The organism is Streptomyces sp. NPDC051555, assembly GCF_044454405.1.
Taxonomy (GTDB): Bacteria; Actinomycetota; Actinomycetes; order Streptomycetales; family Streptomycetaceae; genus Streptomyces.
The window spans coordinates 131,497-157,586 of the sequence record NZ_JBITDP010000020.1; the positions used below are offsets into that span (position 1 = coordinate 131,497).

Below are 26,090 nucleotides of genomic sequence, written 5' to 3' on the forward strand. Positions count from 1 at the left end.
CGTCCCCCGAACTTCCCTCTCCGAAAGGACCCCCGCCATGGCGACGGGCAGTTCCACCACGTCCCCGCGCAGCAGCGCGGCCGAGATCCGCACGTACAAGGGCCAGGACCGGGCCCTGCGCGCGGACCGCCTCGGTACCGCGGGACTGCTGCTCTCCGTACTGGCGGCCAGCGCCCCCCTGATGGTGGTGGCCGGCGTGATGCCGACCACCTTCGGCGTCATGGGCATCGTCGGCCAGCCGCTGCTCTTCGTCATCCTCGGCGTCGTCCTCGCGCTGTTCAGCATCGGCTACGCCGAGATGAGCCGGCACGTCCACAACGCCGGAGCCTTCTACGCCTACATCGCGCGCGGCCTCGGGGCCACCGCGGGCGCGGGCGCCTCGATGGTCGCCCTCGTCGCCTACAGCGCGATGCAGGTCGGCGTGTACGGGATCCTCGGCTTCGAGGTCTCCGGCCTCCTCACCACCTACCTCGACCTCCAGGTGGCCTGGTGGATACCGGCCCTCCTCGCGGTCGCCGCCACCGGCGCCCTCGGCTGGCTCAAGATCGACCTCAACGCCCGGGTGATCGGCGTCCTCATCCTCATCGAGTGCGCCCTCGTCGTCATCTTCGACCTCGCCGCCCTCGGCAAGCCCGGCGCCGAAGGCCTCTCGCTGCACGCGTTCAACCCGGCCACCCTCAGCGGCCCGGGCCTGGGCACCGCCCTGTGCTTCTGCATCGCCGCCTTCGTCGGCTTCGAGCAGTCCCCGGTCTACGCGGAGGAGACCAGCAAGCCGCACATCGTCGTCTCCCGCGTGATGTTCCTCGCCGTCGGCTTCGTCGCCCTCTTCTTCGCGCTCAGCGCCTGGGCCCTCACCGTCGCCACCGGCCCCTCCGAGGTCGTCAAGACCTCCGCCGACGCCGGCCCCGGCCTGCTCTTCCAGCTCACCGAGGCCCGCCTCGGCACCGCCTTCACCGACGTCCTGCACGTGCTCTTCGTCACCGGCATGTTCGCGGCCATGCTCAGCTTCCACAACGTCGTCGCCCGCTACGCCTTCGCCATGGGCCGCGAGGGCCTGCTCCCGGCCGCCTTCGGCCGGACCAACGCGGGCACCGGCGCCCCCGGCACCGGGTCCCTGCTGCAGACCGGCATCTCGGCCGTCGTCGTCCTCGGCTTCGCCCTCACCGACGACGGCCCGGCCGGTGACCCCACCGCCCCCGTCCTGCACCTGTTCACCTGGATGGGCAGCGTCGGCGCCCTCGGCATCACCCTCCTGATGGCCGCCGCCTCCTTCGCCGTCATCGCCTTCTTCGTCCGCCGCGGCACCGCCTCCGCCCAGGTCTGGCGCCTCGTCGCGGCGGGCGCCGCCGGCCTCGCCCTGCTCGGCATCGCCGGCTACACCGTCAAGGACTTCGGCGTCCTGGTCAGCGCGGACGAGGGCTCCGTGCTCAGCTGGGCGCTGCCGGCGATCATCGGGATCGCCGCCGTGGGCGGCCTGGCGTACGGATCGGTCCTGCGCTCCCGGCGCCCCGAGGTGCACGCCCGGATCGGCCTGGGCAACGAGGCCTTCCGCCTCGACCAGGCCGCGGAGGCCACCCCGCAGGCCTGACCCGCGCGCGCCCGGCGACGTACGCCGGCCCGGCGACGTACGCCCGACACGACCCGCCAAGGCCCCCGGTACCCCTTTCGAGGGGAGCCGGGGGCCTTGGCAGGTAAAGCGGTGGTTTTGGCCGGAGCGCGACAGACATGGTCTCCTGGGGCGATCAAATCCGGACCGCGGGCACAGGCGAGACCACCCAACCCTCCTGCGCGGCGGCCCGGACCTGCCTGTCCACCCCACGAAGGCGAAGTCATAGATGAGTGACCGCACCCTGGAAGAGGCCGCGTCCCGCGCCCCTGCCGCACCGAAGGCGTCCGCCCAGCCCGTTCACGTGGACGCCGGTGACGAGGGTTACAGCAAGGACCTGAAGTCCCGCCACATCAACATGATCGCGATCGGCGGAGCGATAGGCACCGGCCTGTTCCTCGGCGCGGGCGGCCGCCTCGCGAGCGCCGGGCCCTCGCTCGCGATCGCCTACGCCGTGTGCGGCGTCTTCGCCTTCTTCGTCGTCCGCGCCCTGGGCGAGCTGGTCCTCTACCGGCCCTCCTCGGGAGCCTTCGTCTCCTACGCGCGCGAGTTCATGGGTGAGAAGGGCGCGTACACCGCGGGCTGGCTGTACTTCCTGAACTGGTCCACCACCACCGTGGCCGACATCACCGCGGCCGCCACCTACGCCCACTTCTGGTCGATGTTCAGCGACATCCCGTCGTGGATCCTCGCGCTCATCGCCCTCTCCGTGGTCCTCACCGTGAACCTGATCTCGGTGAAGTACTTCGGCGAGATGGAGTTCTGGTTCTCGATCATCAAGGTCGGCGCCCTCGTCGCGTTCCTCCTGGTCGGCATCTACCTCGTCGCCACGAGCCACCCCATCGACGGCCACACCCCCGGCCTCGGCTCCATCACCGACAACGGCGGCATCTTCCCCGCGGGCATGCTCCCCATGCTCCTGGTGATCCAGGGCGTCGTCTTCGCCTACGCCTCCGTCGAACTGTGCGGCGTCGCGGCGGGCGAGACCGAGAACCCCGAGAAGATCATGCCGAAGGCGATCAACTCGATCATGTGGCGCGTCGGCGTCTTCTACGTCGGCTCCGTGGTCCTGCTGGCGCTCCTCCTGCCGTACACCGAGTACTCCGCGGACCAGAGCCCCTTCGTCACGGTCTTCGACAAGCTCGGCATCCCCGGCGCCGCGGGCATCATGAACCTGGTCGTCCTGACCGCGGCCCTCTCCAGCCTGAACTCCGGCCTCTACTCCACCGGCCGCATCCTGCGCTCGATGGCCATGTCCGGCTCCGCCCCGAAGTTCACCGCCAAGATGAACCGGGGCAAGGTCCCCTACGGCGGGGTGCTGTTCACCGCGGCCTTCGGCGTCATGGGTGTGGGCCTGAACTACTTCATGCCCGACGACGCCTTCGAGATCGTCCTGAACTTCGCCTCCATCGGCATCCTGGGCACCTGGGCGATGGTCATGCTCTGTTCCCTGCACTTCTGGCGCCGGGCCCGCGAGGGCCGCGTGGAGCGCCCGTCCTACCGGCTGCCCTGGGCCCCGTACACGCAGATCGTGACCCTGGTCTTCCTGGCCGTCGTGCTGGTCCTGATGTGGAGCGACGGCGGCGTGGGCCGCCGCACCATCCTCTTCCTCCCGATCATCGCCGCGGCCCTGGTCGGAGGCTGGTTCCTGGTCCGCCGCCGGGTCGCCGAGATCGCCACGGACCGCGAGCGCACGGCCGCGGACCAGCGCGACTGACCGCGCCCGCAGCGCCCGTACGAGGAGGGCCCCGCCGACCACGGCGGGGCCCTCCTCGCGTCCGCGCCACCCGGCCGGGACCCGGCGGACAACGAAAAAGGACCCCGCCGGAGCGGGGTCCTTCTTTGGTGTCCGAGGGGGGACTTGAACCCCCACGCCCGATAAAGGGCACTAGCACCTCAAGCTAGCGCGTCTGCCATTCCGCCACCCGGACAAGGTGTCTGTCTCACGTCCCTCGCGGGCCGTTCCGACAGGGAAAACATTACCAAACATTCCGGAGCCCCGATCACACCCCCCGTTGACCGGAGAGCGCCCTTGGGCGGAGCCGTCCGGGGCGGGAGGATGGGGGCAGTGCGGTACCGATCATTGGGAGGAAGCAGCGTGAGCCAGTCGAGCGCGGGCAGGACCGTATCCGGCGAGGACGAGGTCGTCGACCTCTGCCGGGACCTCATCCGGATCGACACCAGCAACTACGGCGACCACTCGGGTCCCGGTGAGCGCAAGGCGGCCGAGTGGGTCGCCGAGCAGCTCGCCGAGGTGGGCCTGGAGCCGCAGATCTTCGAGTCGCACAAGGGCCGGGCCTCCACCGTGGCCCGGATCCAGGGCGAGGACCCCTCACGGCCCGCGCTGCTGATCCACGGCCACACCGACGTCGTCCCGGCCAACGCCGCGGACTGGACGTACGACCCCTTCGCGGGCGAGATCGCCGACGGCTGCCTGTGGGGTCGCGGGGCGGTCGACATGAAGGACATGGACGCGATGACCCTCGCGGTCGTGCGCGACCGGATGCGCAGCGGTCGCAAGCCCCCCCGGGACATCGTCCTGGCCTTCCTCGCCGACGAGGAGGCGGGTGGCACCTACGGGGCCCGACACCTCGTCGACAAGCACCCCGAGCTCTTCGAAGGGGTCACCGAGGCGATCGGCGAGGTCGGTGGCTTCTCCTTCACCGTCAACGAGAACCTGCGGCTGTACCTGGTGGAGACCGCCCAGAAGGGCATGCACTGGATGCGCCTCACCGTGGACGGCACCGCCGGCCACGGGTCCATGACCAACAACGACAACGCCATCACCGAGCTGTGCGAGGCCGTGGGCCGCCTCGGCCGCCACCAGTGGCCGGTGCGCGTGACCAAGACCGTACGGTCCTTCCTGGACGAGCTCTCGGACGCGCTCGGCACCCCCCTCGACCCCGAGGACATGGACGCGACGCTCGCCAAGCTCGGCGGCATCGCCAAGATGGTCGGCGCCACCCTGCGCAACTCGGCGGCCCCGACAATGCTCGGCGCGGGCTACAAGGTCAACGTCATCCCCGGCCAGGCCACCGCGCACGTCGACGGCCGCTTCCTGCCGGGCTACGAGGACGAGTTCTTCGCCGACCTCGACCGGATCCTCGGCCCGCGCGTCAAGCGGGAGGACGTTCACGGGGACAAGGCGCTGGAGACCGACTTCGACGGCAAGCTCGTCGACGCCATGCAGGGCGCCCTGCGGGCCGAGGACCCGATCGCGCGCGCCGTCCCGTACATGCTCTCCGGCGGTACGGACGCCAAGTCCTTCGACGACCTGGGCATCCGCTGCTTCGGCTTCGCGCCGCTCCAGCTGCCGCCCGAGCTCGACTTCGCCGGGATGTTCCACGGGGTGGACGAGCGGGTGCCGGTCGACGGCCTCAAGTTCGGCGTGCGCGTCCTGGACCGCTTCATCGACAACGCCTGAGCGACAACGCCCGAACCCGCCGGGGGAATCGGGAGGATGTGCGGATTCCACTGAGAAGAGTGAATGCGCTCATACGCTCGTAGCCCCGGTGGGAACTCCTCGTTACAGGTGGTGCGGTCCGCGGCTGGTACCGCATTGCCTACTAGGAGGAACAATGATCAAGAAGATTGTCGCCGCTGCGGCTGCCACGGGTGGCCTCGTTCTCGCTGGTGCGGGTCTGGCCGTCGCCGACGCCGGTGCCCAGGGTGCGGCCATCGGTTCCCCCGGTGTTGCCTCGGGCAACGTCATCCAGGTCCCCGTCCACGTTCCGGTGAACGTGTGCGGCAACACGATCTCCGTGATCGGCCTGCTGAACCCGGCCTTCGGCACCACCTGCGTCAACAACTGACGCTCTGAAGTCCTCAGCCCCGGAGCGCATTCCAGCGCTCCGGGGCGCAGGGCTTTCCGGGCGCTTTCTCGACGTACGAGGCGGGGGAGCCGGTACGGCCGAGTACGTCGATCCGTAACGAACGTACAGGGCTGCGCACAGCAGACCAGGGTTGGGGACACGTCACACATGCGACACGCACGACACAGCCGAGGCAGGCAGACCACCAGCAGCAAGACGCTGATCACCATGGCGGCCGCGGGCGGCATGCTCGCCCTGGGCGGCGGATACGCCCACGCGGACGCCGGGGCCTCCGGCCACGCCGCGAACTCGCCGGGACTGCTGTCCGGGAACGCCCTCCAGGCTCCCGTCGACGCACCGGTGAACCTCTGCGGGAACACCGTGACGGTGGTGGGGGCGCTGAACCCCGCCTTCGGCACCGCCTGCGCGAACACTTCCGGCAAGCCGAGCGGCCACCAGGGCCACGAACACCCCGGCCAGGACCACCCGGACGAGCCGTGCGAGTCGGACGAGCCGGGCGGACACGGCGGACACGGCGGACACGGTGGCAACCCCGGCACGCCCGGCGGACACGGCGGACACGGTGGCAACCCCGGCACGCCGGGAGGTCACGGCGGACACGGCGGCAACCCGGGCGCACCGGGCGGCCACGGGGGCCACGACGGTCACGGGGGCGACAACCCCGGTACGCCCGGCGGAAACCCGGGCACCCCGGGCGGTAACCCCGGCGGCCACAAGGGCACCCCGGGCGGAACCCCCGGTACGGGAACCCCCGGTACCGGGAGCGGTAAGGGGGCGGGCCCGGTGGCCGGGACCCCGGTCAACCTGCCCGGAACCCCGAGCGGGAGCGGAACCGATGTGCTCGCCGCCACCGGAACCGGCGGCGCCGTCGGTGCGGCCGTACCGCTCGCCGGGGGTCTGCTGCTGGCCGGCGCCCTGCTCTACCGGCGTTCCCGCAACGCCGCCTGACGGGACATCACGGCGCGGGTCCCGCCACGGGGCCCGCGCCGCACGTCACCAGGTCGCGCGTATCTGACGGATGATCCGGCGCCGCAGTCTCACCCGACGACTCCCGTCCCGGTGCAGCGTGAGCCGGTCCAGCTCCCAGTTCCCGTACTCGGCATGGTCGGTCAGTAGCCGGGTCGCCTCCTTGCGTGGCACCCCGCGCGGTACGTACACGTCGACAAATTCGTATTCCGGCATCGCATCTATTGTGCAGACGGAGCCCCGCTACGGATAGCGTCTGCCCTATGTCTGATGCCGCTCTGCCCACCGTTGCCGAGGTACGTGCCGCCGCCGAGGCCGTCAAGACCGCGCTGGACCGTCACCTCGCGGCGGTCGAGGGCAGGTCCGGAGACGATGATCCCGCCGTCTTCGCCGCTTTCAACGAACTCGCCTCCGCCGCCGAGGAGTACGACGAGCTCCTCTACGACCGCTACGACGAGGTCACTCCCTTCGAGATCCCTTCCACCGAGGACGGCGTCCCGTACACCGGCCCCGCCGACCCCACCGCCTTCAGCGTGCTGATCCGCCGCGACTACCTCGTCGCCGAACCGCAGCGGCTGATCGCCCAGGCCGGGCGCGTGGCCGCCCACGACCGGGACGCGGAGAGCGTCCACGACGGCGGGACCGGGGGCGCGCTCGGTGTCCTCTTCGGCGAGTACGAGCCGGACGAGATCGCCTCCCGCTACAAGGAGTTCGGGCTCGAAGAGGGCGACTCCACGCTCTGGCTGGTGCCCTCCGAGGAGGCCGCGGAACCGGGGGAGTGGCTCGGCTCGCCCTTCGACCACGCCGATCCGGAACACGTACTGCACCGGTTCGACGTGAGCTCCGTCTTCGACGACGAGTTCGACGAGGACGACTCCGACGCCGAACACCCGGACCTGGAAGCGGCCGTGCGGGAAGCCGGCAAGGGCCACTAGTCGGTCGGTCGGGCCCCGCCGCGCAGCGCGCGCGGCGGGGCCCGCGCTCACTCCCGGGCCTCCCCGGCCGCCGCCGCGGCCGTCAGGGCCAGCAGCAGGCCGGTCAGTCGCGTCGTGCGGGGCTTCGGCAGGACCTCCGCCACCGCGCGCGGCAGCGCCTGGTCCACGCCGTGCACCACGGACAGGTGCCGTTCGGCCCGCCCGAAAGCCGTGTACACCCAGTCCCGCGACAGCGCGTCCGCCGCGTCACCGGGCAGGACGACGACCACGCCGGGCCAGCGCTCGCCGACGGCCTGGTGCGCCGTCACGGCCCAGCCGTGCCGCACCGCCGACTCCACGGCCTCCTTCGGTACGACGACCCGCCCGCCCGCGCCGGGACAGTCCAGGTGCAGCCCCTCGGCGTCGGCCGTGACCACCCGGCCCGGCAGCGCGCGGCCCGGGGAGGGCACGTACACGATCCGGTCGCCCGGGTCGAAACCGCCGAAGCGGCCGGGGCCCGGGTTCAGCCGCTCCTTGAGCGCGGCGTTCAGCGCCCTGGTGCCCGCCGAACCGCCGTGGCCCGGGGTGACGACCTGGACCCCCTCGGCCGGGATCCCGAAGGCCCGCGGGACGGACTCGGCCACCAACTGGACCGTGCGGTGGACGGCCTCCCCGGCGTCGCGCACCGGGACGATGACGACCTCCTTGCCGGGGGCGTCGACCGCGAGCAGCTCCCCGGCGCCGATCCCGGAGACCAGCTCGCCGAGCGGGCCGGGATCCGGGAGGCGGGAGGCGAGCTGCGGGCAGGCGCGGGCGGCCAGCAGGTCCGCGAACACCCGCCCGGGGCCCGCGGATCCGAGCACCCCGGGATCCCCGGACAGCACCAGCCGGGCTCCGTCGGGCACGGACTCCACGAGCGCGGCGGCGCCCTCCACGTCGAGCTGCGGGGCATCGGTGACGACGAGCAGGTCCAGGGCCAGCTGGCCGTCCTGGTCCCGGCCCGGTCCCTCAGTCCCGGCCAGCAGCCCCGCGACGGTCGCGGCGCCCTCGCCCGCGCGGTCACGGGTGGCGGGGGAGTGGCAGGCGAGCCAGGCGCGGAGCCCGAGCGCACGGGCGGTCGCCAGCAGGGCCAGCGGCTCCGCGCGGGCCGCCTCGCCGCCCGTGTGGGCGACCAGGCCGTGGCCCGCGACGGCGCGGACCAGCTCGGCGCCGGTCGGACCGGGAGCGGCCTTCGCCCACTGCTGCGGATCCGCGGCCCCGGCGAAGGTGTTGATCAGGCGCGCCAGGCCGTCGGCGAGGCTCTCCTCGGCCAGGGCGCAGCCCTCCAGGCCGACCAGGACCTTGACGGGCTGCTCCTCGTCGTCGGCGACGGGCTCGCCCACGGGCTCCTGGAAGACGAGCACGGCGCCCTCACCGATGGCCTGCTCCAGGGCCCCGGCGGGGTCGGGCACCGCGTACTGGCCGAGGGCGCCGGTCAGCACGGCGGCCTCCAGCGCGGTGTGGCCCTTCAGGGCCGCCTGGGCCAGCAGCCAGGCCACCAGCGCGGCCGTGCGGCGCTCGTCCCCGGGGCCGCAGTCCACACCCAGCAGGGCGCGGGCGAAGCCGTCGGCCTGGGTCGGGCGCACGCCGGGTACGGCCAGCAACTGCCAGGGGTCCTCGGCGAGCCGCCCGGCGGCGTCCTCGCCGAGGGTCTCGGCGGCCTTGACGGCGACGGCCTCGGGGCCGCCGGTACGGGCGAGCAGCGCGCGCACGGCGTCGACGGTCTCCGCGGGGGCGGAGGGCCGCGGCGCGGTCCGCGGGCGGTCGGCCGCGGGGGCCGGTGCGGGTGCGGGGATGCGCCGGGGTGCGGTCGGGGCGTCGTCGAAGTACTGGGACGGGGGCTGCTGGCCGCCCTCCACCGCGCGCACGGCGGCCAGCAGGTCCGCCGCCGTGCCGCTGAGCTTGGCCCCGGCCTCGACCGGCGCGGTCCGCTCCGCCTTGCGCCGCGCGATCCGCTCCCGCTCGACCTTCTGCGCGGCCAGCTCGGCCGCGGCCTCACTGACCGTGGGCGCGGCGGCGGCGTCGGCTCCGCCGGCCTGGTCGGGTACCACCCCGTCCGCCGCGCCACCGGCCGCCGGCTCCGACCCCGCGTCCGCGGCAGGCTCCGCGTCCGCGGCTCCGGCGTCGCCGTCGTCGCCCGCGCCGGAGCGCGCGCCGTCGTCCGGGGCCTCGTCCGCTTCCGCGGCCGCGCCGGAATCCGCCTCGGCCTCGGCTTCCGCCTCCGCTTCCGGTCCGGCGTCGAGCTCCGCGTCGGCGGGGGCCTGCGCCACCGGTTCGGTCGGCGGGTCCGTGCGGTCCGTACTCACAGCGTGCTCCAGTCAGGATCGGGATAGCGGTGCACGGGCGCCGAGACGTCGTCCAGCGCGCGGCAGATCTCCTCCGGAAGACTAAGGGCCTCCACCGACAGGGCCGCCGCGAGCTGGGCCGAGGTGCGGGCCCCCACGATCGGGGCGACGACCCCCGGGCGGTCGCGGATCCACGCCAGGGCCACCTGGAGCGGGGTCACGGCCAGCCCGTGCGCCGCTGTCGCCACCGCGTCCACGATCCGGCTCGCGGCGTCGTCCAAGTAGGGTTCCACGAAGGCGGCCAGGGTCTCCGAGGCCCCCCGGGAGTCCGCGGGCACCCCCTCCCGGTACTTGCCGGTCAGCACCCCGCGCCCCAGCGGGGACGACGGCAGCAGCCCGACGCCCAGGTCCAGCGCCGCGGGCAGCACCTCCCGCTCCAGGCCCCGCTGGAGCAGCGAGTACTCCATTTGGGTGCAGGCCAGCGGCGTCCTGACGCCCGGCGCGGCCCGCTGCCAGGTCGCCGCCTTCGCCAACTGCCAGCCGGAGAAGTTCGACACCCCCACGTACCGCGCCCGCCCGCTGCTGACCGCGAGGTCCAGCGCGTGCAGCGTCTCCTCCAACGGGGTCCAGGGGTCGAAGGCGTGGACCTGCCAGAGGTCGACGTGGTCGGTGCCCAGGCGCGCCAGCGAGTCGTCCAGCGCCGCCAGCAGGTGTCCGCGCGAACAGTCGAAGCGGCGGTCCGGGTCCACCACCCCGCCCGCCTTGGTGGCGATCACCAGGTCCCGGCGCGGCACCAGCCCGTCCAACAGGCGCCCCAGCAGATACTCCGCCTCGCCGTCCCCGTACACGTCGGCGGTGTCGACGAGGGTGCCCCCCGCGTCCCAGAAGGCCTTGAGCTGATCGGCGGCCACCTCCTCGCTCTGGCCCCCGGCCGAGCGGCCCCACGTCAGGGTGCCGAGGCCGATCCGGGACACGCGCAGGCCGGTGCGGCCGAGATGCCTCTGCTCCATGAGCGCTGAGCGTACTGCGGGGCGCCGGAGGCACTGACGGATGGTGGCCCGGCGCGCTAGAGTCCCGGGGACAGCGACGTTACTCATCAGTACAGACGTGTACCGGCTTAAAGGGGACGACATGCGGCTCGGCATCAATCTCGGCTACTGGGGCGCGGGCATGGACGCCGACAACCTGGCCGTCGCCCGGGAGGCGGACCGCCTCGGCTACGACGTGTGCTGGGCCGCCGAGGCCTACGGCTCCGACGCCCCGACCGTCCTGGCCTGGGTCGCCGCCCAGACCGAGCGCATCGACATCGGCTCCGCGATCCTCCAGATCCCGGCCCGTCAGCCCGCGATGACCGCGATGACCGCCGCCACCCTGGACTCCCTCTCCGGCGGCCGCTTCCGCCTCGGCCTCGGCGTCTCCGGGCCGCAGGTCTCCGAGGGCTGGTACGGCGTGAAGTTCGACAAGCCGCTGGCCCGCACCCGCGAGTACGTGGAGATCGTCCGCAAGGCCATGAGCCGCGAGCGCCTCTCGCACGACGGCGAGCACTGGACCCTGCCGCTGCCCGGCGGCCCCGGCAAGCCGCTCAAGCTCACCGTGCACCCCACCCGCGAGCACATCCCGCTCTACATCGCGGCCATCGGCCCCAAGAACCTGGAACAGACCGGCGAGATCGCCGACGGCGCCCTGCTCATCTTCCCGGCCGCCGAGCACCTGGAGGCCACCGCCCTCACCCACATCCGGGCGGGACGCGAGAAGGTCGGGCTGACCATGGACGGCTTCGACGTCTGTCCGACCGTCCCGCTCGCCGTGGGCGACGACGTGAACGCCCTCGCCGACATGTTCCGCCCCTACACCGCCCTGTACGTCGGCGGCATGGGCAGCCGCAAGCAGAACTTCTACAACCAGCTCGCCCAGCGCATGGGCTACGAGAAGGAAGCCGTCGAGATCCAGGACAAGTACCTGGCCGGCGACAAGACGGGCGCGGCCGCCGCGATCCCGCACTCGCTGATCGACTCGACCACGCTGCTCGGCTCCGTGGAGCGGATCGCGGACAAGATGACGGCCTACGCCGAGGCCGGGGTCACCACCCTGACGCTGGCCCCCGCCGGCTTCACCCTGGAGGAGCGGCTCACCGCCCTGCGCGCCGGGACCGAAGCCCTGGAGCGGGCCGGACTCGCCTAGTCCGCCAGCGCGCCAGGGGCCGGGAGGAAGTCTGCGGCCGTGGTGGGGGCTCGGGGGGTCTTCCCCGCCACGGCCGGCACAGCGAACAACGCGCCGGGGGCCCGGTGGGTTACGCCCCCGGGCCTACCCCTTCGGGCTACCTACGGTTGCCCGCACCCGGGATCGGGACTTGAGTGAAGTCCCGCTTCCCCGGAGGTGTTCCGTCCCATGCTCACTGCCCGCAGCCTGTTCCGGGAGATCCTCGAACACGACGACTCCTTCCAGCTGTTCTGTTCCATCGCCGCCAGCGGGGAGTCCCAGGGCGGCTGGGAGAACGCGCGGATCGCGGCGCTGGTGCCCGACGGCATGCGCACCCTCGCGCCCCGGATCGCGCGGCACGGCGCCGACGAGGACAAGCACGGGCGGATCTTCCACGCCCTGCTGCGCCACCGGGGGCTGCACGCCGTCACCGTCCCGGCCGACACCGACTACACGATGAAACTGGAGCGGCTCGGCATCGGGCTCGCCCACGAGAAGCTGCGCCGCGCCGAACCGCTGGCCGAGCGCGACATCGTCGTCTACCTCGCCCACAGCCGGGTCACCGAACAGCGCGCCGCCGACCAGATGAAGCTGCTCGTGCGCCACTTCGGCGACCACCCCGAGATCGGCCGGGCCGTGCGCATGATCAGCGCCGACGAGGACAACCACCTCGCCTACTGCCACGAGGAACTCCTGCGCCTCGCCGCCGCCGGCCACGGACGCACCATCCAGCGGGTACTGCGGCAGAGCGCCCTGGCCGAGATCACCGTCTACCGCGACGTCAGCCTCGCCGTGATGGCCCACATGGGCCGCTTGCTGCGCTGGCCCGCGGCCAAGTCCGCCGCGCTCGCCGCCGGGATCCGCTCCGTCCACGCCTACGAGCGCTTCGCCGGCTGGCACCGCATGGTGGACCTGCGGATGCCGGAGCACCGCGACGCCCTCGGCGCCGGCAGCGGCCCCGGCGGCGCGGGCCGGACCCACCCGGTGGTGGTCCCTACAGCCAGCCCCGCCGCTTGAACATCCGGTGCAGACCCACGCACAGCAGCGCCATCACGATCAGCACGCCCGGATAGCCCCACGCGTGCGTCAGCTCCGGCATGTGCTCGAAGTTCATGCCGTAGATCCCCGCGACCATCGTGGGCACCGCCGCCATCGCCGCCCACGCCGAGATCTTGCGCATGTCGTCGTTCTGCCGGACGCCCATCTGCGCCAGGTGCGCCGCCAGCGCGTCCGAGAGCAGCCGGTCCAGGCCCTCGATGTACTCGTTCGCCTTCGTCAGGTGGTCGGAGACGTCCCGGAAGAAGGGCCGCGAGTGGTCGTGCACGAACGGCACGTTCCCCGAGGCCAGCCGGTCCATCGGCTGGAGCAGCGGGCTGGTCGCCCGCCGGAACTCCAGCACCTGCCGCTTGAAGCCGTAGATCCGCGCCGCCGTGTTCTTCGCGTCCGAGGGGTTCGGCGAGAACACCTCGGCCTCCAGCTCCTCCAGGTCCGCCTGGAGCTCCGCCGCCACGTCGATGTAGTGGTCCACCACCGCGTCGGCCACCGCGTACAGCACCGCGGTGGGCCCGTGCTTGAGCACGTCCGGTTCCTGTTCCAGCCGGCGCCGCACGGCGGTCAGCGCGGCCCCCTCGCCGTGCCGCACCGTCACGACGAACGAGTCGCCGATGAAGACCATCAGCTCGCCCGTGGTCACCGTGTCTGTGGCGTCGTCGTACAGGACCGGCTTGAGGACGACGAAGAGCGAGTCGTCGTAGACCTCCAACTTCGGCCGCTGGTGCGCCGTGAGGGCGTCCTCGACGGCGAGCGCGTGCAGTCCGAACTCGCGGCTGACGTGCTCGAACTCCTTCGCCGACGGCTCGTGCATGCCGACCCACAGGAAGGCGTCGCCGGCGGCCCTGGCCTCGGCCAGGGCGTCCGAGAAGTCCTCGGGTCCTTCGGTACGGCGGCCGTCCCGGTAAATCGCGCAGTCCACAATCACCCGGGGCATTCTTCCCTGACCCGGCCCCGGCCGCACACCACACCGACCGCATACCCTGTCCGCATGGCCACGCTGATCCTCGTACGACACGGGCGGTCCACCGCCAACACCGCAGGGCTGCTCGCCGGATGGACCCCCGGCGTCGAGCTGGACGAGCGCGGCGCCGAACAGGCCGCCGCGCTGCCCGGTCGCCTCGCGGACCTGCCGCTCGCCGCCGCCGTCACCAGCCCGCTGGAGCGCTGCCGCCAGACCCTGGCACCGCTGCTCGCCGCCCGGCCGGACCTGCCGCTGCACCCGGACGAGCGGATCGGCGAGTGCCACTACGGCGACTGGTCCGGGCGCAAACTCTCCGAGCTCTCCGACGAACCCCTGATGCGGATCGTCCAGCAGCACCCGTCGGCCGCGGCGTTCCCCGGCGGCGAGTCCATGCGCGCCATGCAGGCGCGCGCCGTGGACGCCGTGCGCGAGTGGAACGCGCGCATCGACGAGGAGCACGGCTCCGACGCCGCGTACCTGATGTGTTCGCACGGCGACATCATCAAGTCGCTCGTCGCCGACGCCCTCGGGATGCACCTCGACCTCTTCCAACGCATCCACGTCGACCCCTGTTCGATCACCGCGATCCGCTACACGCCGACCCGCCCGTTCCTGCTCCGGCTCGGCGACACCGGCGAGTTCGGCGGCCTCGGCGCACCCTCCGCGGCGGACCCCGCCGCGGAGGGTGCGCCGCAGCGCGCGGACAAAGGCGCCGAAGACGGCGGGAACGCCGTCGTGGGAGGCGGCGCGGGCGCTGCGTGATCGAACGGCGCAGTAGGGTGGACTGGCCCCGATACATCAGCACAGACACACGTGCGCAGACCTCCCCCTGCCGCAGAGAAACCGGAGACTGGACGTGCCCCGTCAGGTGTTCCTCTACGACCCGCCGGACCGCTTCGTGGCCGGCACGGTCGGCCTGCCCGGACGCCGAACCTTCTTCCTCCAGGCTTCCACCGGCCCCCGCGTGACCAGCGTGTCCCTGGAGAAGACCCAGGTCGCGGCGCTCGCGGAGCGGATGGACGAGCTGCTGGACGAAGTCGTGCGGCGCACCGGGGGCAATGCCCCGGTACCCGCCGTGGCCTCCGCCGAGGCGGCGGACACGGCCCCCCTCGACGTGCCCGTCGACGAGGAGTTCCGCGTCGGCACCATGGCCCTGGCCTGGGACGGCGAGGAACAGCGCATGATCGTCGAGGCGCAGGCCCTGGTGGAACTCGACGCCGACTCGGACGAGGATCTCGCCGAGGCGGAGGAGCGGCTGCTCCAGGACGAGGAGAACGGCCCGCCCATGCTGCGGGTGCGGCTCTCCGGGGCGCAGGCCCGCGCCTTCGCCAAGCGGGCCCTGGACGTGGTCAACTCGGGACGCCCGCCGTGCCCGCTGTGCAGCCTGCCCCTGGACCCCGAGGGGCATGTCTGTCCGCGCCAGAACGGTTACCGGCGCGGGGCGTGAACGCGATGGGGGACGACGTGACGGGGGAGAACCGGCCGGACGACCAGCGGGAGCAGCCGACCGAGGCGCTCCTCGACGTGCTCGCGCGCGGCGAGCTGACCGTCCGGGGCCGGATCCGCGAGGCGTCCAACGCCGTCCTGCTGTGCACCGTGATCCACGACGGGGTGAGCGTGGACTGCGTCTACAAGCCCGTCAAGGGCGAGCGGCCGCTGTGGGACTTCCCCGACGGCAACCTCGCCCAGCGCGAGCGCGCCGCCTTCCTGGTCTCCGAAGCCACCGGCTGGGGCCTGGTCCCGGCAACCGTGCTGCGCGACGGGCCGTACGGCGAGGGCATGGTCCAGCACTGGATCGAGGCCGCGGAGCCGGCCGAGGACGCCGACGCCACGGAGAGCGCGGAGGTCGCGGAGTCCGGGGGGCCGGCCGGGGCGGGTCTGCTCGCGCTGGTCGACGGCGAGGAAGCGGGGGAGGGCTGGAAGCCCGTCGCCCTCGCCGACGTGGGCGAGGGCCGCACCGCCCTCCTCGTGCACGCCGACGACCCCCGGCTGCGCCGCCTCGCCGTCCTCGACGCCGTGATCAACAACGGCGACCGCAAGGGCGGCCACCTGCTGCCCGCCCCCGACGGCCGGCTCTACGGCATCGACCACGGGGTGAGTTTCCACACCGAGGACAAACTGCGCACCCTGCTCTGGGGCTGGGCGGGGGAGCCGCTCACCGACGAGGCGCGCGCGGTGCTCGCCTCCCTGACCGCCCTGCTGGTCGAGGGAGCGCCGCTCGCCACCCGACTGGCGGAACTGATCACACCGGTCGAGTTGGACGCCGTACGGGGCCGGGTGGCGGACCTGCTGCGGACCGGGGAGCATCCCCGACCCTCCGGGGAGTGGCCCTCGATCCCCTGGCCGCCCGTCTGACCCCGTCCGACCCCTTCTGCGTACTGGGCGCCCGGCCCGCACGGACGTACGCACACAACCGGCCGGACCGCAAGCGATTCGATCACGCCAAGAGCGCAGGTCCGGTTCGTTTGAGGAACACCCGTCCGGTTAGGCTCGATGCATGCATGCCTGGCCCGCTTCTGAGGTCCCCGCCCTGCCTGGCAAGGGCCGCGACCTCCAGATCCACGACACTTCGACTCAGGGGAAGGTCACCCTTTCCCCCGGTCCCGTCGCCCGTATCTACGTCTGCGGAATCACCCCGTACGACGCGACCCACATGGGTCACGCGGCGACCTACAACGCGTTCGACCTCGTACAGCGCGTGTGGCTCGACACCAAGCGGCAGGTGCACTACGTCCAGAACGTGACCGACGTGGACGATCCGCTCCTGGAGCGGGCCCTGCGCGACGGCCACGACTGGACCGAGCTCGCCGAGCGCGAGACCGCCCTGTTCCGCGAGGACATGACCGCGCTGCGGATGCTCCCGCCGCAGCACTACATCGGCGCCGTCGAGGCCATACCCGGGATCGTGCCGCTCGTGGAGCGGCTCCGGGACGCGGGCGTCGCCTACGAACTCGACGGCGACACCTACTTCTCGGTCGAGTCCGACCCGCACTTCGGCGGGGTCTCGCACCTCGACGCCGAGGCGATGCGGCTGCTCTCCGCCGAGCGCGGCGGCGACCCCGAGCGCCCCGGCAAGAAGAACCCGCTCGACCCGATGCTGTGGATGGCCGCCCGCCCGGGCGAGCCGAGCTGGGACGGCGCCTCGCTGGGCCGCGGCCGGCCCGGCTGGCACATCGAGTGCGTCGCCATCGCCCTGGACCACCTGGGCATGGGCTTCGACATCCAGGGCGGCGGGTCCGACCTCGCCTTCCCGCACCACGAGATGGGCGCCTCGCACGCGCAGGCCCTGACGGGCGAGTTCCCGATGGCCAAGGCGTACGTGCACGCGGGCATGGTCGGGCTGAACGGCGAGAAGATGTCGAAGTCCAAGGGCAACCTGGTCTTCGTCTCGGCGCTGCGGCGCTCCGGGGTCGACCCGGCGGCGATCCGCCTGGCCCTGCTCTCGCACCACTACCGGTCCGACTGGGAGTGGACGGACGGCGTCCTCGCCGATGCGGTGGCGCGGCTGGAGCGGTGGCGTGCGGCGGTGTCCCGGCCGGACGGCCTCGCGGCCGACGCGCTGGTGGAGGAGGTCCGGGAGGCGCTCGCGAACGACCTGGACGCGCCCGCCGCGCTGGCGGCCGTGGACCGCTGGGCGGACGCGCAGATCGCCTCCGGCGGCTCCGACGAGGCTGCGCCCGGGCTGGTCTCGCGCACCGTGGACGCCCTGCTGGGCGTGGCCCTCTGACCCTGGCCGGTCCCGACCGGTCGTGACGCGGCCCCTCGCCCCTCCCGGGCGGGGGGCCGCGGTGCGTTCAGGGGGCGGGTGCGGACCCGTATGCCCTCCGGGGGCGCCTCAAGCGCCGGCGGGGCTGGAGTTGGCAGGGGCGGGGTCGGCCGCCCTCTGGGGGTGCCTCAAGCGCCGGCGGGGCTGGAGTTGCCCGGGTCGGGGTCGCCCGTCCTCTGGGGGCGCCTCAATCGCCGGCGGGGCTGGCGTTGGCCGGGTCGGGGTCGCCCGCCCTCTGGGGGCGTCTCAAGCGCCGGCCAGGCGGGATTGGCCCCGGGCGTGGTGGGCGCACTCGGGGGGAGGGTTGCGGGTGTTGGCGATCACCGTGTCGAGTCGCTCGCGGGCCGCGGCGAGGTCGCTGATCCGTTCGCTGATCCGAGCGCGTTCGGCCTCCAGGTGCTCCAGGAGCCCCGGCGCGGCCGTGCCGGAGTCCACGCAGGGGAGCACCTCGCGCACGGACCTGCTCGGCAGTCCCGCAGCGAACAGTTGCTGGATCAGCCTCACCCGGGCCACCGACGGGGCCTCCGATTCACCTGCTCGACTTGCACCTGACACCGACGTCAGGTTTTAGCGTAGTCGAGGTCACGGCGTACCGAGCCGTTGGGATGGAAGGCAGAACATCATGCGCGCAGCCCGCTACCACGAGTACGGCGGCACGGAGACCCTCACCGTCGAGGAGGCGCCGGACCCGCGGCCCGGCGCCGGAGAGATCCGCATCCGCGTCGCGGCAGCCGGTGTCAACCCGGTCGACTGGAAGGTGCGCAGGGGAGACGTCCGCGACGTACTCCCCGTGGAGCTGCCGGCCATCCCCGGCCGTGACGCCGTCGGCCTGGTGGACATGATCGGGGAGGGCGTGGACGGGGTGGCCGTCGGCGACCGCGTCTTCGGGCTGGGCAGTGTCACGGGAGCGACGGCGGAGCTCGCCGTGCTCTCGGCCTGGGCCCCCGCGCCCGACGCGTGGAACGACGCGGAGGCGGGCGCGGCCGGCCTGGTGGCCGTGACGGCACTGGGTGCACTCAAGGCGCTCGGCCCAGTGGCGGGGCGCACCGTGCTGATCGAAGGCGCCGCCGGCGGTGTCGGCGGCGCGGCGGTCGAGATCGCGGTCGCCATGGGCGCCACCGTGATCGGGACGGCCAGCGAGCGCAACCACGCGTTCCTCTCCTCCCTCGGAGCCCTTCCCACCACCTACGGCACGGGCCTTGCCGAACGCCTCGCCGACCTGGCCCCCGACGGGATCGACCTCGTGCTCGACGCCGCCGGCTCCGGCTCCCTCGCGGAGCTCGTCGAGATCGCCGGAGACCCGACCCGCGTCGTGACGGTCGCCGACTACAGGGACTCCGGTCGCCTGGGCGTCCACCTGGTCAACGCGGCGAACGACCACGCGCTCCTCGCCGAAGCCGCCGGATACGGCGCGCAAGGCCGGTACACACCCCGCATCGAACAGACCTACCCCCTGGAAGAGATCGCCCAGGCCCACGCCCACTCCGAGCGCGGACGCGTCCGAGGAAAGATCGTGACCCTCTTCTAGGGGGCCGGTCGCCCGCCGGCTAGGCCTCCGGCGTGTCCGGGGAGGGGTCCTCCGGCGCGGGGTCGGTGGGGTCCTCCGCGGCGGTGTCCGGCTTGCGGCGCGGACCTTTCGGTCGACCGCTCGACGGGTCGCGCAGATACGAACCGTCCCCGGGGTCGCCCGCCACCGCGGGCCCGGGCCCACCGTCCCGCCGCCGCAGGTACCGCTCGAACTCCCGGGCGATGGCCTCCCCGGAGGCCTCCGGGAGGTCCGCCGTGTCCCGCGCCTCCTCCAGCGTCTGGACGTACTCCGCCACCTCGCTGTCCTCGGCGGCCAGTTGGTCAACCCCCACCTGCCACGCCCGCGCGTCCTCCGGCAGTTCGCCCAGCGGGATGCGGATGTCCAGGAGGTCCTCCAGGCGGTTCAGGAGGGCCAGCGTCGCCTTCGGGTTCGGCGGCTGCGACACGTAGTGCGGCACCGCCGCCCACAGCGACACGGCCGGAACACCCGCGTGCGTGCACGCCTCCTGGAGGATCCCGACGATGCCCGTCGGGCCCTCGTACCGGGTCTCCTCCAGGTCCATCGTCCGGGCCAGGTCCGGATCGGACGTCACCCCGCTCACCGGCACCGGCCGGGTGTGCGGGGTGTCCCCGAGCAGCGCGCCCAGGATGACCACCATCTCCACGCCCAGTTCGTGGGCGAAGCCGAGGATCTCGTTGCAGAACGACCGCCACCGCATGGACGGTTCGATGCCCCGGACCAGGACCAGGTCGCGCGGCTTGGCACCGCCCACCCGGACCACGGACAACCGGGTGGTCGGCCAGGTGACCTTGCGCACCCCGTTGTCCAGCCACACCGTCGGACGGTTGACCTGGAAGTCGTAGTAGTCCTCGGCGTCCAGCGCCGCGAACACCTCGCCCTTCCACTCCCGGTCCAGGTGCGTCACCGCACCGGAGGCGGCGTCACCCGCGTCGTTCCAGCCCTCGAACGCGGCCACCATGACCGGGTCGATCAGCTCGGGCACGCCCTCAAGCTCGATCACCCAGGTCTCCTTCCGAAGTTCCTTGCGTACGAGGGCCAGCCTAAGCCTTGGCGGTGTGCCTGCCACCGCCATCGGAAAAGGGGCGGTCCCCGGGACCACCCCTCTTCCCCACCTGCGCGGAAGCTATGCCTTGCGGCTCAGCATCTCCTCGACGCGGGCGCGCACCTCGGCGTTGTCGAGACCGCGCACGGTGACCGTCGTACGGCGGCGCAGGACGTCGTCGACCGTCTCCGCCCACTCGTGGTCACGGGCGTAGGCGACCTGCGCCCAGATCTCCGGGCCGTCCTCGTGGATCCGCTCGGCGAGCGCCGGGTTCTCATTGGCCAGGCGCGCGATGTCGAAGGCCAGCGAGCCGTAGTGGGAGGCCAGGTGGCGTGCGGTCAGCGGGTCCATCCGCGAGCCCGGGTCCCGGTCGATCAGCAGCCGGTGCGCGACCGCGTTGGGGTTGGCGACACCGGGCAGCGGCACCCGGCGCACCAGGGACTTCACCGGCTCCATGTCGTCGGTCAGCGGGCTGCCCGGGAGCTTCGCCAGCTTGTCCATGACCACGCGGCCGATGTGCCGGTACGTCGTCCACTTGCCGCCGGCCACCGACAGCATGCCCGCGCGGCCCTCGGAGACCACCGTCTCGCGCTTGGCCTTCTCGACCCCGCCGGGGCCGCCGGGCAGCACCCGCAGGCCCGCGAAGGCGTAGGTCATCAGGGAGCGGTCGAGGTCGGCGTCCTTCACGGAGAAGGCCGCCTCGTCGAGGATCTGCTCGATGTCGGACTCGGTGGCGCGCACGTCCGCCGGGTCGCCCTCGTAGACCTCGTCGGTCGTACCGAGCAGCAGCTGGTCCTCCCACGGGAGGGCGAAGGTGATGCGGTACTTGTCGATCGGGGTGGCCATGGCGGCCTTCCACGGCGACTTGCGCTTCATCACGATGTGCGCGCCCTTGGAGAGGCGGATCGACGGCATCGAGTGCTTGTCCTCCATGCGCCGCAGGTGGTCCACCCACGGGCCGGTGGCGTTGAGCACGACGCGCGCGTCGACCCCGAACTCGGTGCCGTCGAGGCGGTCCTTGAGCTCGGCGCCGGAGACCCGGCCCTGCGTCATGCGCAGGCCCGTGACCTCGGCGTGGTTGAGGACGACCGCGCCCGACTCGACGGCCGCGCGGACCGTCATGACGGCGACGCGGGAGTCGTTCATCTGGTGGTCGTAGTAGACCGCGACGGCCTTCAGGTTGTCGGTCTTCAGACCCGGGTTGTCGGCGGCGGCGCGGGCCGGGGATATGACCTTGCCGATGCCGTCGCCGAAGGCCGAGAGGGCCGAGTACGCGAAGACGCCCGCGCCCAGCTTCGCGGCGCCGACCGGACCGCCCTTGTACACGGGGAGGTAGAAGGTCAGCGGGTTGACCAGGTGCGGGGCCACGTCCTTGGCCAGTACCCGGCGCTCGTGGTGGTTCTCCGCGACCAGCTTGACCGCGCCGGTCTGCAGGTAGCGCAGCCCGCCGTGGACGAGCTTGGAGGAGGCCGAGGAGGTGGCGCCGGCGAAGTCGCCGGCGTCCACCATGGCGACCCGCAGACCCGACTGCGCGGCGTGCCAGGCCACCGAGGTGCCCAGGATTCCGCCGCCGATGACGAGCAGGTCGTACGTGGCCTTGGCCAGCTGCTCGCGGGTCTCGGCTCGGCTCGCGTTGGAACCGGCGGTCGGGTGCGTTCCCAGCGAGGGAACGCGCTGCAGGGTGCTCATATCTCTCTTAGCTCCTCGTCGATTGACTCAGCTGGTGCGGTCAGCTGGCGTCTTCGTCGTCGACCCAGCCCATGGACCGCTCCACGGCCTTGAGCCAGCTCTTGTACTCGCGGTCCCGCTGGTCGGCGGGCATGCGCGGGGTCCACTCCGCCGCGCGGCGCCAGTTGGCGCGCAGGGCGTCGGTGTCGGGCCAGAAACCGACGGCCAGGCCGGCGGCGTAGGCGGCGCCGAGGCAGGTGGTCTCGGCGACCATCGGGCGCACCACGGGGGCGTCCACGAAGTCGGAGAGGGTCTGCATCAGCAGGTTGTTGGAGGTCATGCCGCCGTCGACCTTGAGGGCCGCCAGCTCGACGCCGGAGTCCTTGGTCATGGCGTCGGTGATCTCGCGGGTCTGCCAGGCGGTGGCCTCCAGGACGGCACGGGCGATGTGCGCCTTGGTGACGTACCGGGTGAGGCCGGCGATCACACCGCGGGCGTCGGAGCGCCAGTACGGGGCGAACAGACCGGAGAAGGCGGGGACGAAGTAGGCGCCGCCGTTGTCCTCGACCGAGGACGCGAGGGTCTCGATCTCGGCCGCGGTCTTGATCATGCCCATCTGGTCGCGCATCCACTGGACGAGCGAGCCGGTGACGGCGATGGAGCCCTCCAGCGCGTAGACCGGCTTCTGGTCGCCGATCTGGTAGCCGACCGTGGTCAGCAGGCCGCTGTAGGAGTTGATGATCTTGTCGCCGGTGTTCATGAGCATGAACGTGCCGGTGCCGTACGTCGACTTCGCCTCGCCCTCGGCGAAACAGGTCTGGCCGAAGAGGGCGGCCTGCTGGTCACCGAGCGCCGAGGCGACCGGGACACCGGCGAGGACGCCGTCCTTGACGTGGCCGTAGACCTCGGCGGAGGACTTGATCTCGGGGAGGATGTCGAGGGGGACCTCCATCGACTCCGCGATCTTGGCGTCCCACTCCAGGGAGTGCAGGTTCATCAGCATGGTGCGCGAGGCGTTGGTGACGTCGGTGACGTGCACACCGCCCTCGGCGCCGCCGGTGAGGTTCCAGATGACCCAGGAGTCCATCGTGCCGAAGAGGATGTCCCCGGCCTCGGCGCGCTCGCGCAGGCCCTCGACGTTGTCGAGCAGCCAGCGGGCCTTCGGGCCGGCGAAGTAGCTCGCCAGCGGCAGGCCCGTCTCACGGCGGAAGCGGTCCTGGCCGACGTTGCGGCCGAGCTCCTTGCACAGGGCGTCGGTGCGCGTGTCCTGCCAGACCAGCGCGTTGTGCACGGGCTGGCCGGTGTGGCGGTCCCACAGGACGGTGGTCTCGCGCTGGTTGGTGATGCCGACGGCCTTGACGTCGGCCGAGGTGATCTCGGCCTTGGCGATGGCGCTCGCCACGACTTCCTGGACGTTGGTCCAGATCTCCATGGCGTCGTGCTCGACCCAGCCCGGCTTCGGGAAGATCTGCTCGTGCTCCTTCTGGTCGACGGCGACGATGCGCCCGTCGCGGTCGAAGACGATGCAGCGGGAAGAGGTGGTGCCCTGGTCGATCGCGGCGATGAAGGGGCCGGTGCTGCTGGTCATGGTGGCTGCTCCTGGCAGGTCTGTGAGTAGGCGGAATCAGGGGGCGGTGCGGATGGTGCGCAACGTGCCGGTACTGATCAGGCGAACGCGAGGTTGTACAGACCGCCGGCGAGGGCGGCGCCGGCGAGCGGGCCTACCACCGGGATCCAGGAGTACCCCCAGTCCGAGCCGCCCTTGTTGGGCAGCGGGAGCAGGGCGTGCACGATGCGCGGACCGAGGTCGCGCACCGGGTTGATCGCGTAACCGGTCGGCCCGCCCAGCGAGAGGCCGATGCCGACGACCACGAAGGAGGTGATCAGGACGCCGATGACGCCGAGGCCCTTGCCGTCGTCCTGGAGGCCCTGGGTCAGGATGGCCAGGACCAGGACGGCCGTGCCGATGATCTCGGTGGTGAGGTTCTGGACGACATTACGGATCTCGGGGCCCGTGGAGAAGACACCGAGCACCGGACCGGCCTGGTCGTGCGGGTGCGGGTTCTCGGGGCCGAGCTTGGCGTCGCGGATGTGCTCCGGGTCGGCGAGGTGGACGCGGAACTGGCCGTAGTACGTCGCCCACATCAGCACGGCGCCGAGCATGGCGCCGAGCAGCTGGCCGGCGAAGTACACCGGTACGTCGTTCCAGTCGCCGCTCTTGATGGCGAGGCCGACGGTGACCGCCGGGTTCAGGTGGGCACCCGAGAGCGGGGCGGACACGTAGGCGGCGATCAGGACGGCGAAGCCCCAGCCGAACGTGATCGCCAGCCAGCCCGCGTTGCGGGCCTTGGAGCTCTTGAGCGTCACGGCGGCGCAGACGCCTCCGCCGAGCAGGGTGAGCAGGGCGGTACCGATGGTCTCGCCGATGAAGATGTCGGAGCTGGACACCCGCGACTCCTTTGTCAAAAACGTCCATGGGGTGGGCGGAACACCGGGTCCCTCCGGTGGTCCCACGCACTCGGTGAGTGCTGCACCGGTTCCTTGGCCTTGCCACACCCTAACGCTTATTGCCGTTAGGTGTTCGACAATGCCGACCGGTGAACGGCAGTTTTCCGCCCAGGTGGAGAACGCGTCAAGGGTTGGCCAGGCCAAAGTGCAGGATCGTTACCAGTAGGTACGATCGCCCAAATCCAGCCATCTCATGGTCAGGAACCGGCCGAAAAGGGCATGGAACGGCCAGGGAAGGGCCCCAGGCTGAGAAGGGAAGGTCAGAACCGGCCCGCGCCGAGATCGCGCGAAACCGCACGCGCGCAGTCGCGCACCGCCGCCACCAGCGCCGGACGCGGCTCCCCGGAGTCGCCGCAGACCCGCTCCACGGCGCCCGAGACCGCCACCGCGCCCACGGGCATCCTGCGCCGGTCGTGGATCGGCGCGGCCACCGAGGCCAGGCCGTCCCAGGTCTCCTCGACGTCGGAGCCCCAGCCGCGCGCCCGGGTCAGGTCCAGCACCTCTTCGAAGCCGACCGGGTCCGTGACCGTACGGGGCGTGAACGACTCCCGCTCGGCCTCCGCGGCCTGGCTGTGCGCCACCGGGTCGTACGCCGACAGCACCTTGCCCAGGGCCGTGGAGTGCAGCGGCTGCATGGCCCCCACCTCCAGTACCTGGCGGCTGTCGTCGGGGCGGAAGACGTGGTGCATGATCAGCACCCCGCTCTTGTGGAGCACCCCCACGTACACGCTCTCGCCGCTCGCCCGGGCCAGATCGTCCGTCCAGACCAGCGCGCGGGCGCGCAGCTCGTGCACGTCCAGGTAGCTGTTGCCCAGGCGCAGCAGCTCCGCCCCCAGCTGATAGCGGCCCGACACCGGGTCCTGCTCCACGAAACCCTCGGCCTGGAGGGTGCGCAGGATGCCGTGTGCGGTGCCCTTGGCCAGCCCCAGGGAGGAGGCCACGTCCGACAGGCCGTAGCGGCGCTCGCCCCCCGCCAGGAGTCGCAGCATCGCAGCGGCTCGCTCGAGCGACTGGATGTTCCGTGCCATCGGGCTGCCTCCTGCTGACGTGGTTCGACAATGCTGAACAGTATCGGTCGATGCCGACTCCGCGCATGGTGGGGAAACTGTTCGAGCCACGGCGAACCGGCCAGACCCGGTGAACCCCCGCGCACAGAATGCAGTCCGCCACGTGGGACACCCTCACCGGGGCCGGTCCCTCGCGGTTACCCTGACCGCGTGCACCCTTGACACAGAGGGGGTGCAAAGCCGACAGCCGTCGCATCCCAGGGAGCTCAACCATGGCCTCGTTGCCGAACCCGCCCGCCGCCGACACACAGACCCGTGCCGACGCCCTCCGGCAGGCGCTGGCCACCCGCGTGGTGGTCGCCGACGGAGCCATGGGGACGATGCTCCAGGCCCAGGACCCGACGATGGAGGACTTCGAGCAGCTGGAAGGCTGCAACGAGGTCCTGAACGCGACGCGCCCCGACATCGTGCGCACGGTCCACGAGGCCTACTTCTCCGTCGGCGTCGACTGCGTGGAGACCAACACCTTCGGCACGAACCTCTCCGCCCTGGTCGAGTACGACATCCCGCACCGCAACTTCGAGCTCTCCGAGGCGGGCGCGCGGATCGCGCGCGAGGTCGCGGACGAGTTCACGGCCTCGACGGGGCAGCAGCGCTGGGTGCTGGGCTCGATGGGCCCGGGCACCAAACTGCC

At 72.3% G+C, this 26,090-nt stretch carries 24 protein-coding genes and 1 tRNA gene; 14 read left to right on the top strand and 11 right to left on the bottom strand.

Annotated features, from left to right (window positions below; translation table 11 throughout):
- Window positions 1-37 precede the first annotated feature (37 nt).
- Both ACIBEA_RS32540 and ACIBEA_RS32545 read left to right on the top strand, forming a co-directional pair.
- The gene (locus ACIBEA_RS32540; RefSeq protein WP_399266783.1) at window positions 38-1,588 is read left to right on the top strand and encodes an APC family permease; all 1,551 of its coding nucleotides are present in this window, start codon (window positions 38-40) and stop codon (window positions 1,586-1,588) included.
- Between the two features lie 247 nt (window positions 1,589-1,835).
- Window positions 1,836-3,323 carry an amino acid permease gene (locus ACIBEA_RS32545; RefSeq protein ID WP_399266784.1) on the top strand — a complete coding sequence of 496 codons (1,488 nt, stop codon included), beginning with the start codon at window positions 1,836-1,838 and terminating at the stop codon, window positions 3,321-3,323.
- A 126-nt stretch (window positions 3,324-3,449) separates the two neighbouring features.
- Here the strand turns inward: ACIBEA_RS32545 and ACIBEA_RS32550 are convergent.
- Window positions 3,450-3,537, bottom strand: a tRNA-Leu gene (locus ACIBEA_RS32550).
- Window positions 3,538-3,704: 167 nt separating this feature from the next.
- On the opposite strand from ACIBEA_RS32550, the gene ACIBEA_RS32555 reads away from it, so the two are divergent.
- The 3 genes from ACIBEA_RS32555 (at window position 3,705) to ACIBEA_RS32565 (ending at window position 6,387) form a co-directional block, all read left to right on the top strand.
- The gene (locus tag ACIBEA_RS32555) at window positions 3,705-5,030 is read left to right on the top strand and encodes a M20/M25/M40 family metallo-hydrolase (RefSeq protein WP_399266785.1); all 1,326 of its coding nucleotides are present in this window, start codon (window positions 3,705-3,707) and stop codon (window positions 5,028-5,030) included.
- A gap of 154 nt (window positions 5,031-5,184) precedes the next feature.
- Window positions 5,185-5,418, top strand: coding sequence for a chaplin ChpH (gene chpH / locus ACIBEA_RS32560; protein ID WP_399266786.1), 234 nt, complete (start codon window positions 5,185-5,187; stop codon window positions 5,416-5,418).
- Between the two features lie 168 nt (window positions 5,419-5,586).
- Window positions 5,587-6,387 carry a chaplin gene (locus ACIBEA_RS32565; RefSeq protein WP_399266787.1) on the top strand — a complete coding sequence of 267 codons (801 nt, stop codon included), beginning with the start codon at window positions 5,587-5,589 and terminating at the stop codon, window positions 6,385-6,387.
- Between the two features lie 45 nt (window positions 6,388-6,432).
- Here the strand turns inward: ACIBEA_RS32565 and ACIBEA_RS32570 are convergent, their stop codons facing one another.
- Window positions 6,433-6,621 carry a DUF5703 family protein gene (locus ACIBEA_RS32570; RefSeq protein WP_283452490.1) on the bottom strand — a complete coding sequence of 63 codons (189 nt, stop codon included), beginning with the start codon at window positions 6,619-6,621 and terminating at the stop codon, window positions 6,433-6,435.
- Between the two features lie 47 nt (window positions 6,622-6,668).
- Between ACIBEA_RS32570 and ACIBEA_RS32575 the strand changes: the two genes are divergently transcribed.
- A complete protein-coding gene (locus ACIBEA_RS32575) occupies window positions 6,669-7,340 on the top strand; it encodes a hypothetical protein (protein ID WP_399266788.1) in 672 nt (223 codons plus the stop codon).
- A 47-nt stretch (window positions 7,341-7,387) separates the two neighbouring features.
- On the opposite strand, the gene ACIBEA_RS32580 is transcribed toward ACIBEA_RS32575, so the two are convergent.
- Together ACIBEA_RS32580 and ACIBEA_RS32585 are read right to left on the bottom strand one after the other, a co-directional pair.
- On the bottom strand, window positions 7,388-9,664 hold the full coding sequence (locus ACIBEA_RS32580; protein ID WP_399266789.1) for a helix-hairpin-helix domain-containing protein: 2,277 nt from the start codon (window positions 9,662-9,664) through the stop codon (window positions 7,388-7,390).
- Window positions 9,661-10,653, bottom strand: coding sequence for an aldo/keto reductase (locus tag ACIBEA_RS32585; RefSeq protein WP_399266790.1), 993 nt, complete (start codon window positions 10,651-10,653; stop codon window positions 9,661-9,663). The genes ACIBEA_RS32580 and ACIBEA_RS32585 overlap by 4 nt, the downstream gene beginning before the upstream one ends.
- A gap of 121 nt (window positions 10,654-10,774) precedes the next feature.
- Here ACIBEA_RS32585 and ACIBEA_RS32590 point away from each other — a divergent pair, with 121 nt between their 5' ends.
- Both ACIBEA_RS32590 and ACIBEA_RS32595 read left to right on the top strand, forming a co-directional pair.
- Complete coding sequence (locus tag ACIBEA_RS32590; RefSeq protein ID WP_399266791.1) at window positions 10,775-11,824, top strand: LLM class F420-dependent oxidoreductase; 1,050 nt, start codon at window positions 10,775-10,777, stop codon at window positions 11,822-11,824.
- 207 nt (window positions 11,825-12,031) lie between these two features.
- Window positions 12,032-12,859: a ferritin-like domain-containing protein gene (locus ACIBEA_RS32595; protein ID WP_399266792.1), complete on the top strand. Its 828-nt coding sequence runs from the start codon at window positions 12,032-12,034 to the stop codon at window positions 12,857-12,859.
- Here the strand turns inward: ACIBEA_RS32595 and corA are convergent.
- Window positions 12,837-13,829, bottom strand: coding sequence for a magnesium/cobalt transporter CorA (gene corA / locus ACIBEA_RS32600; protein ID WP_399266793.1), 993 nt, complete (start codon window positions 13,827-13,829; stop codon window positions 12,837-12,839). The two genes, ACIBEA_RS32595 and corA, sit on opposite strands and share 23 nt — an antisense overlap.
- Window positions 13,830-13,883: 54 nt before the next feature.
- Here corA and ACIBEA_RS32605 point away from each other — a divergent pair, with 54 nt between their 5' ends.
- The 4 genes from ACIBEA_RS32605 to mshC all read left to right on the top strand — a co-directional run bounded on the left by ACIBEA_RS32605 (window position 13,884) and on the right by mshC (window position 17,583).
- Window positions 13,884-14,618, top strand: coding sequence for a histidine phosphatase family protein (locus ACIBEA_RS32605; RefSeq protein ID WP_399266794.1), 735 nt, complete (start codon window positions 13,884-13,886; stop codon window positions 14,616-14,618).
- A gap of 94 nt (window positions 14,619-14,712) precedes the next feature.
- The gene (locus tag ACIBEA_RS32610) at window positions 14,713-15,303 is read left to right on the top strand and encodes a DUF3090 domain-containing protein (protein ID WP_399266795.1); all 591 of its coding nucleotides are present in this window, start codon (window positions 14,713-14,715) and stop codon (window positions 15,301-15,303) included.
- A complete protein-coding gene (locus ACIBEA_RS32615; protein ID WP_399266815.1) occupies window positions 15,267-16,211 on the top strand; it encodes an SCO1664 family protein in 945 nt (314 codons plus the stop codon). Before ACIBEA_RS32610 ends, ACIBEA_RS32615 begins: the two co-directional genes overlap by 37 nt.
- Before the next feature lie 142 nt (window positions 16,212-16,353).
- Window positions 16,354-17,583, top strand: a complete 1,230-nt coding sequence (mshC, locus tag ACIBEA_RS32620) for a cysteine--1-D-myo-inosityl 2-amino-2-deoxy-alpha-D-glucopyranoside ligase (RefSeq protein WP_399266796.1) — start codon at window positions 16,354-16,356, stop codon at window positions 17,581-17,583.
- Window positions 17,584-17,868: 285 nt separating this feature from the next.
- Here mshC and ACIBEA_RS32625 read toward each other — a convergent pair whose 3' ends face one another.
- A complete protein-coding gene (locus ACIBEA_RS32625; protein WP_399266797.1) occupies window positions 17,869-18,135 on the bottom strand; it encodes a MerR family DNA-binding protein in 267 nt (88 codons plus the stop codon).
- Between the two features lie 109 nt (window positions 18,136-18,244).
- Here ACIBEA_RS32625 and ACIBEA_RS32630 point away from each other — a divergent pair, with 109 nt between their 5' ends.
- Window positions 18,245-19,150, top strand: coding sequence for an NADP-dependent oxidoreductase (locus tag ACIBEA_RS32630; protein WP_399266798.1), 906 nt, complete (start codon window positions 18,245-18,247; stop codon window positions 19,148-19,150).
- A gap of 19 nt (window positions 19,151-19,169) precedes the next feature.
- Here the strand turns inward: ACIBEA_RS32630 and ACIBEA_RS32635 are convergent, their stop codons facing one another.
- The 5 genes from ACIBEA_RS32635 to ACIBEA_RS32655 all read right to left on the bottom strand — a co-directional run bounded on the left by ACIBEA_RS32635 (window position 19,170) and on the right by ACIBEA_RS32655 (window position 25,417).
- A complete protein-coding gene (locus tag ACIBEA_RS32635; protein ID WP_399266799.1) occupies window positions 19,170-20,171 on the bottom strand; it encodes a PAC2 family protein in 1,002 nt (333 codons plus the stop codon).
- Between the two features lie 123 nt (window positions 20,172-20,294).
- Complete coding sequence (locus ACIBEA_RS32640; protein WP_399266800.1) at window positions 20,295-21,902, bottom strand: FAD-dependent oxidoreductase; 1,608 nt, start codon at window positions 21,900-21,902, stop codon at window positions 20,295-20,297.
- Window positions 21,903-21,942: 40 nt separating this feature from the next.
- Complete coding sequence (gene glpK / locus ACIBEA_RS32645) at window positions 21,943-23,469, bottom strand: glycerol kinase GlpK (RefSeq protein WP_399266801.1); 1,527 nt, start codon at window positions 23,467-23,469, stop codon at window positions 21,943-21,945.
- Between the two features lie 77 nt (window positions 23,470-23,546).
- The gene (locus ACIBEA_RS32650) at window positions 23,547-24,329 is read right to left on the bottom strand and encodes an MIP/aquaporin family protein (protein WP_399266802.1); all 783 of its coding nucleotides are present in this window, start codon (window positions 24,327-24,329) and stop codon (window positions 23,547-23,549) included.
- A gap of 320 nt (window positions 24,330-24,649) precedes the next feature.
- Window positions 24,650-25,417 (bottom strand): IclR family transcriptional regulator, encoded by a 768-nt coding sequence (locus ACIBEA_RS32655; RefSeq protein ID WP_399266803.1) that lies wholly within the window; start codon window positions 25,415-25,417, stop codon window positions 24,650-24,652.
- A 251-nt stretch (window positions 25,418-25,668) separates the two neighbouring features.
- Here ACIBEA_RS32655 and ACIBEA_RS32660 point away from each other — a divergent pair.
- Window positions 25,669-26,090: homocysteine S-methyltransferase family protein (locus ACIBEA_RS32660; protein ID WP_399266804.1), on the top strand; the 422-nt coding region annotated here is incomplete at its 3' end.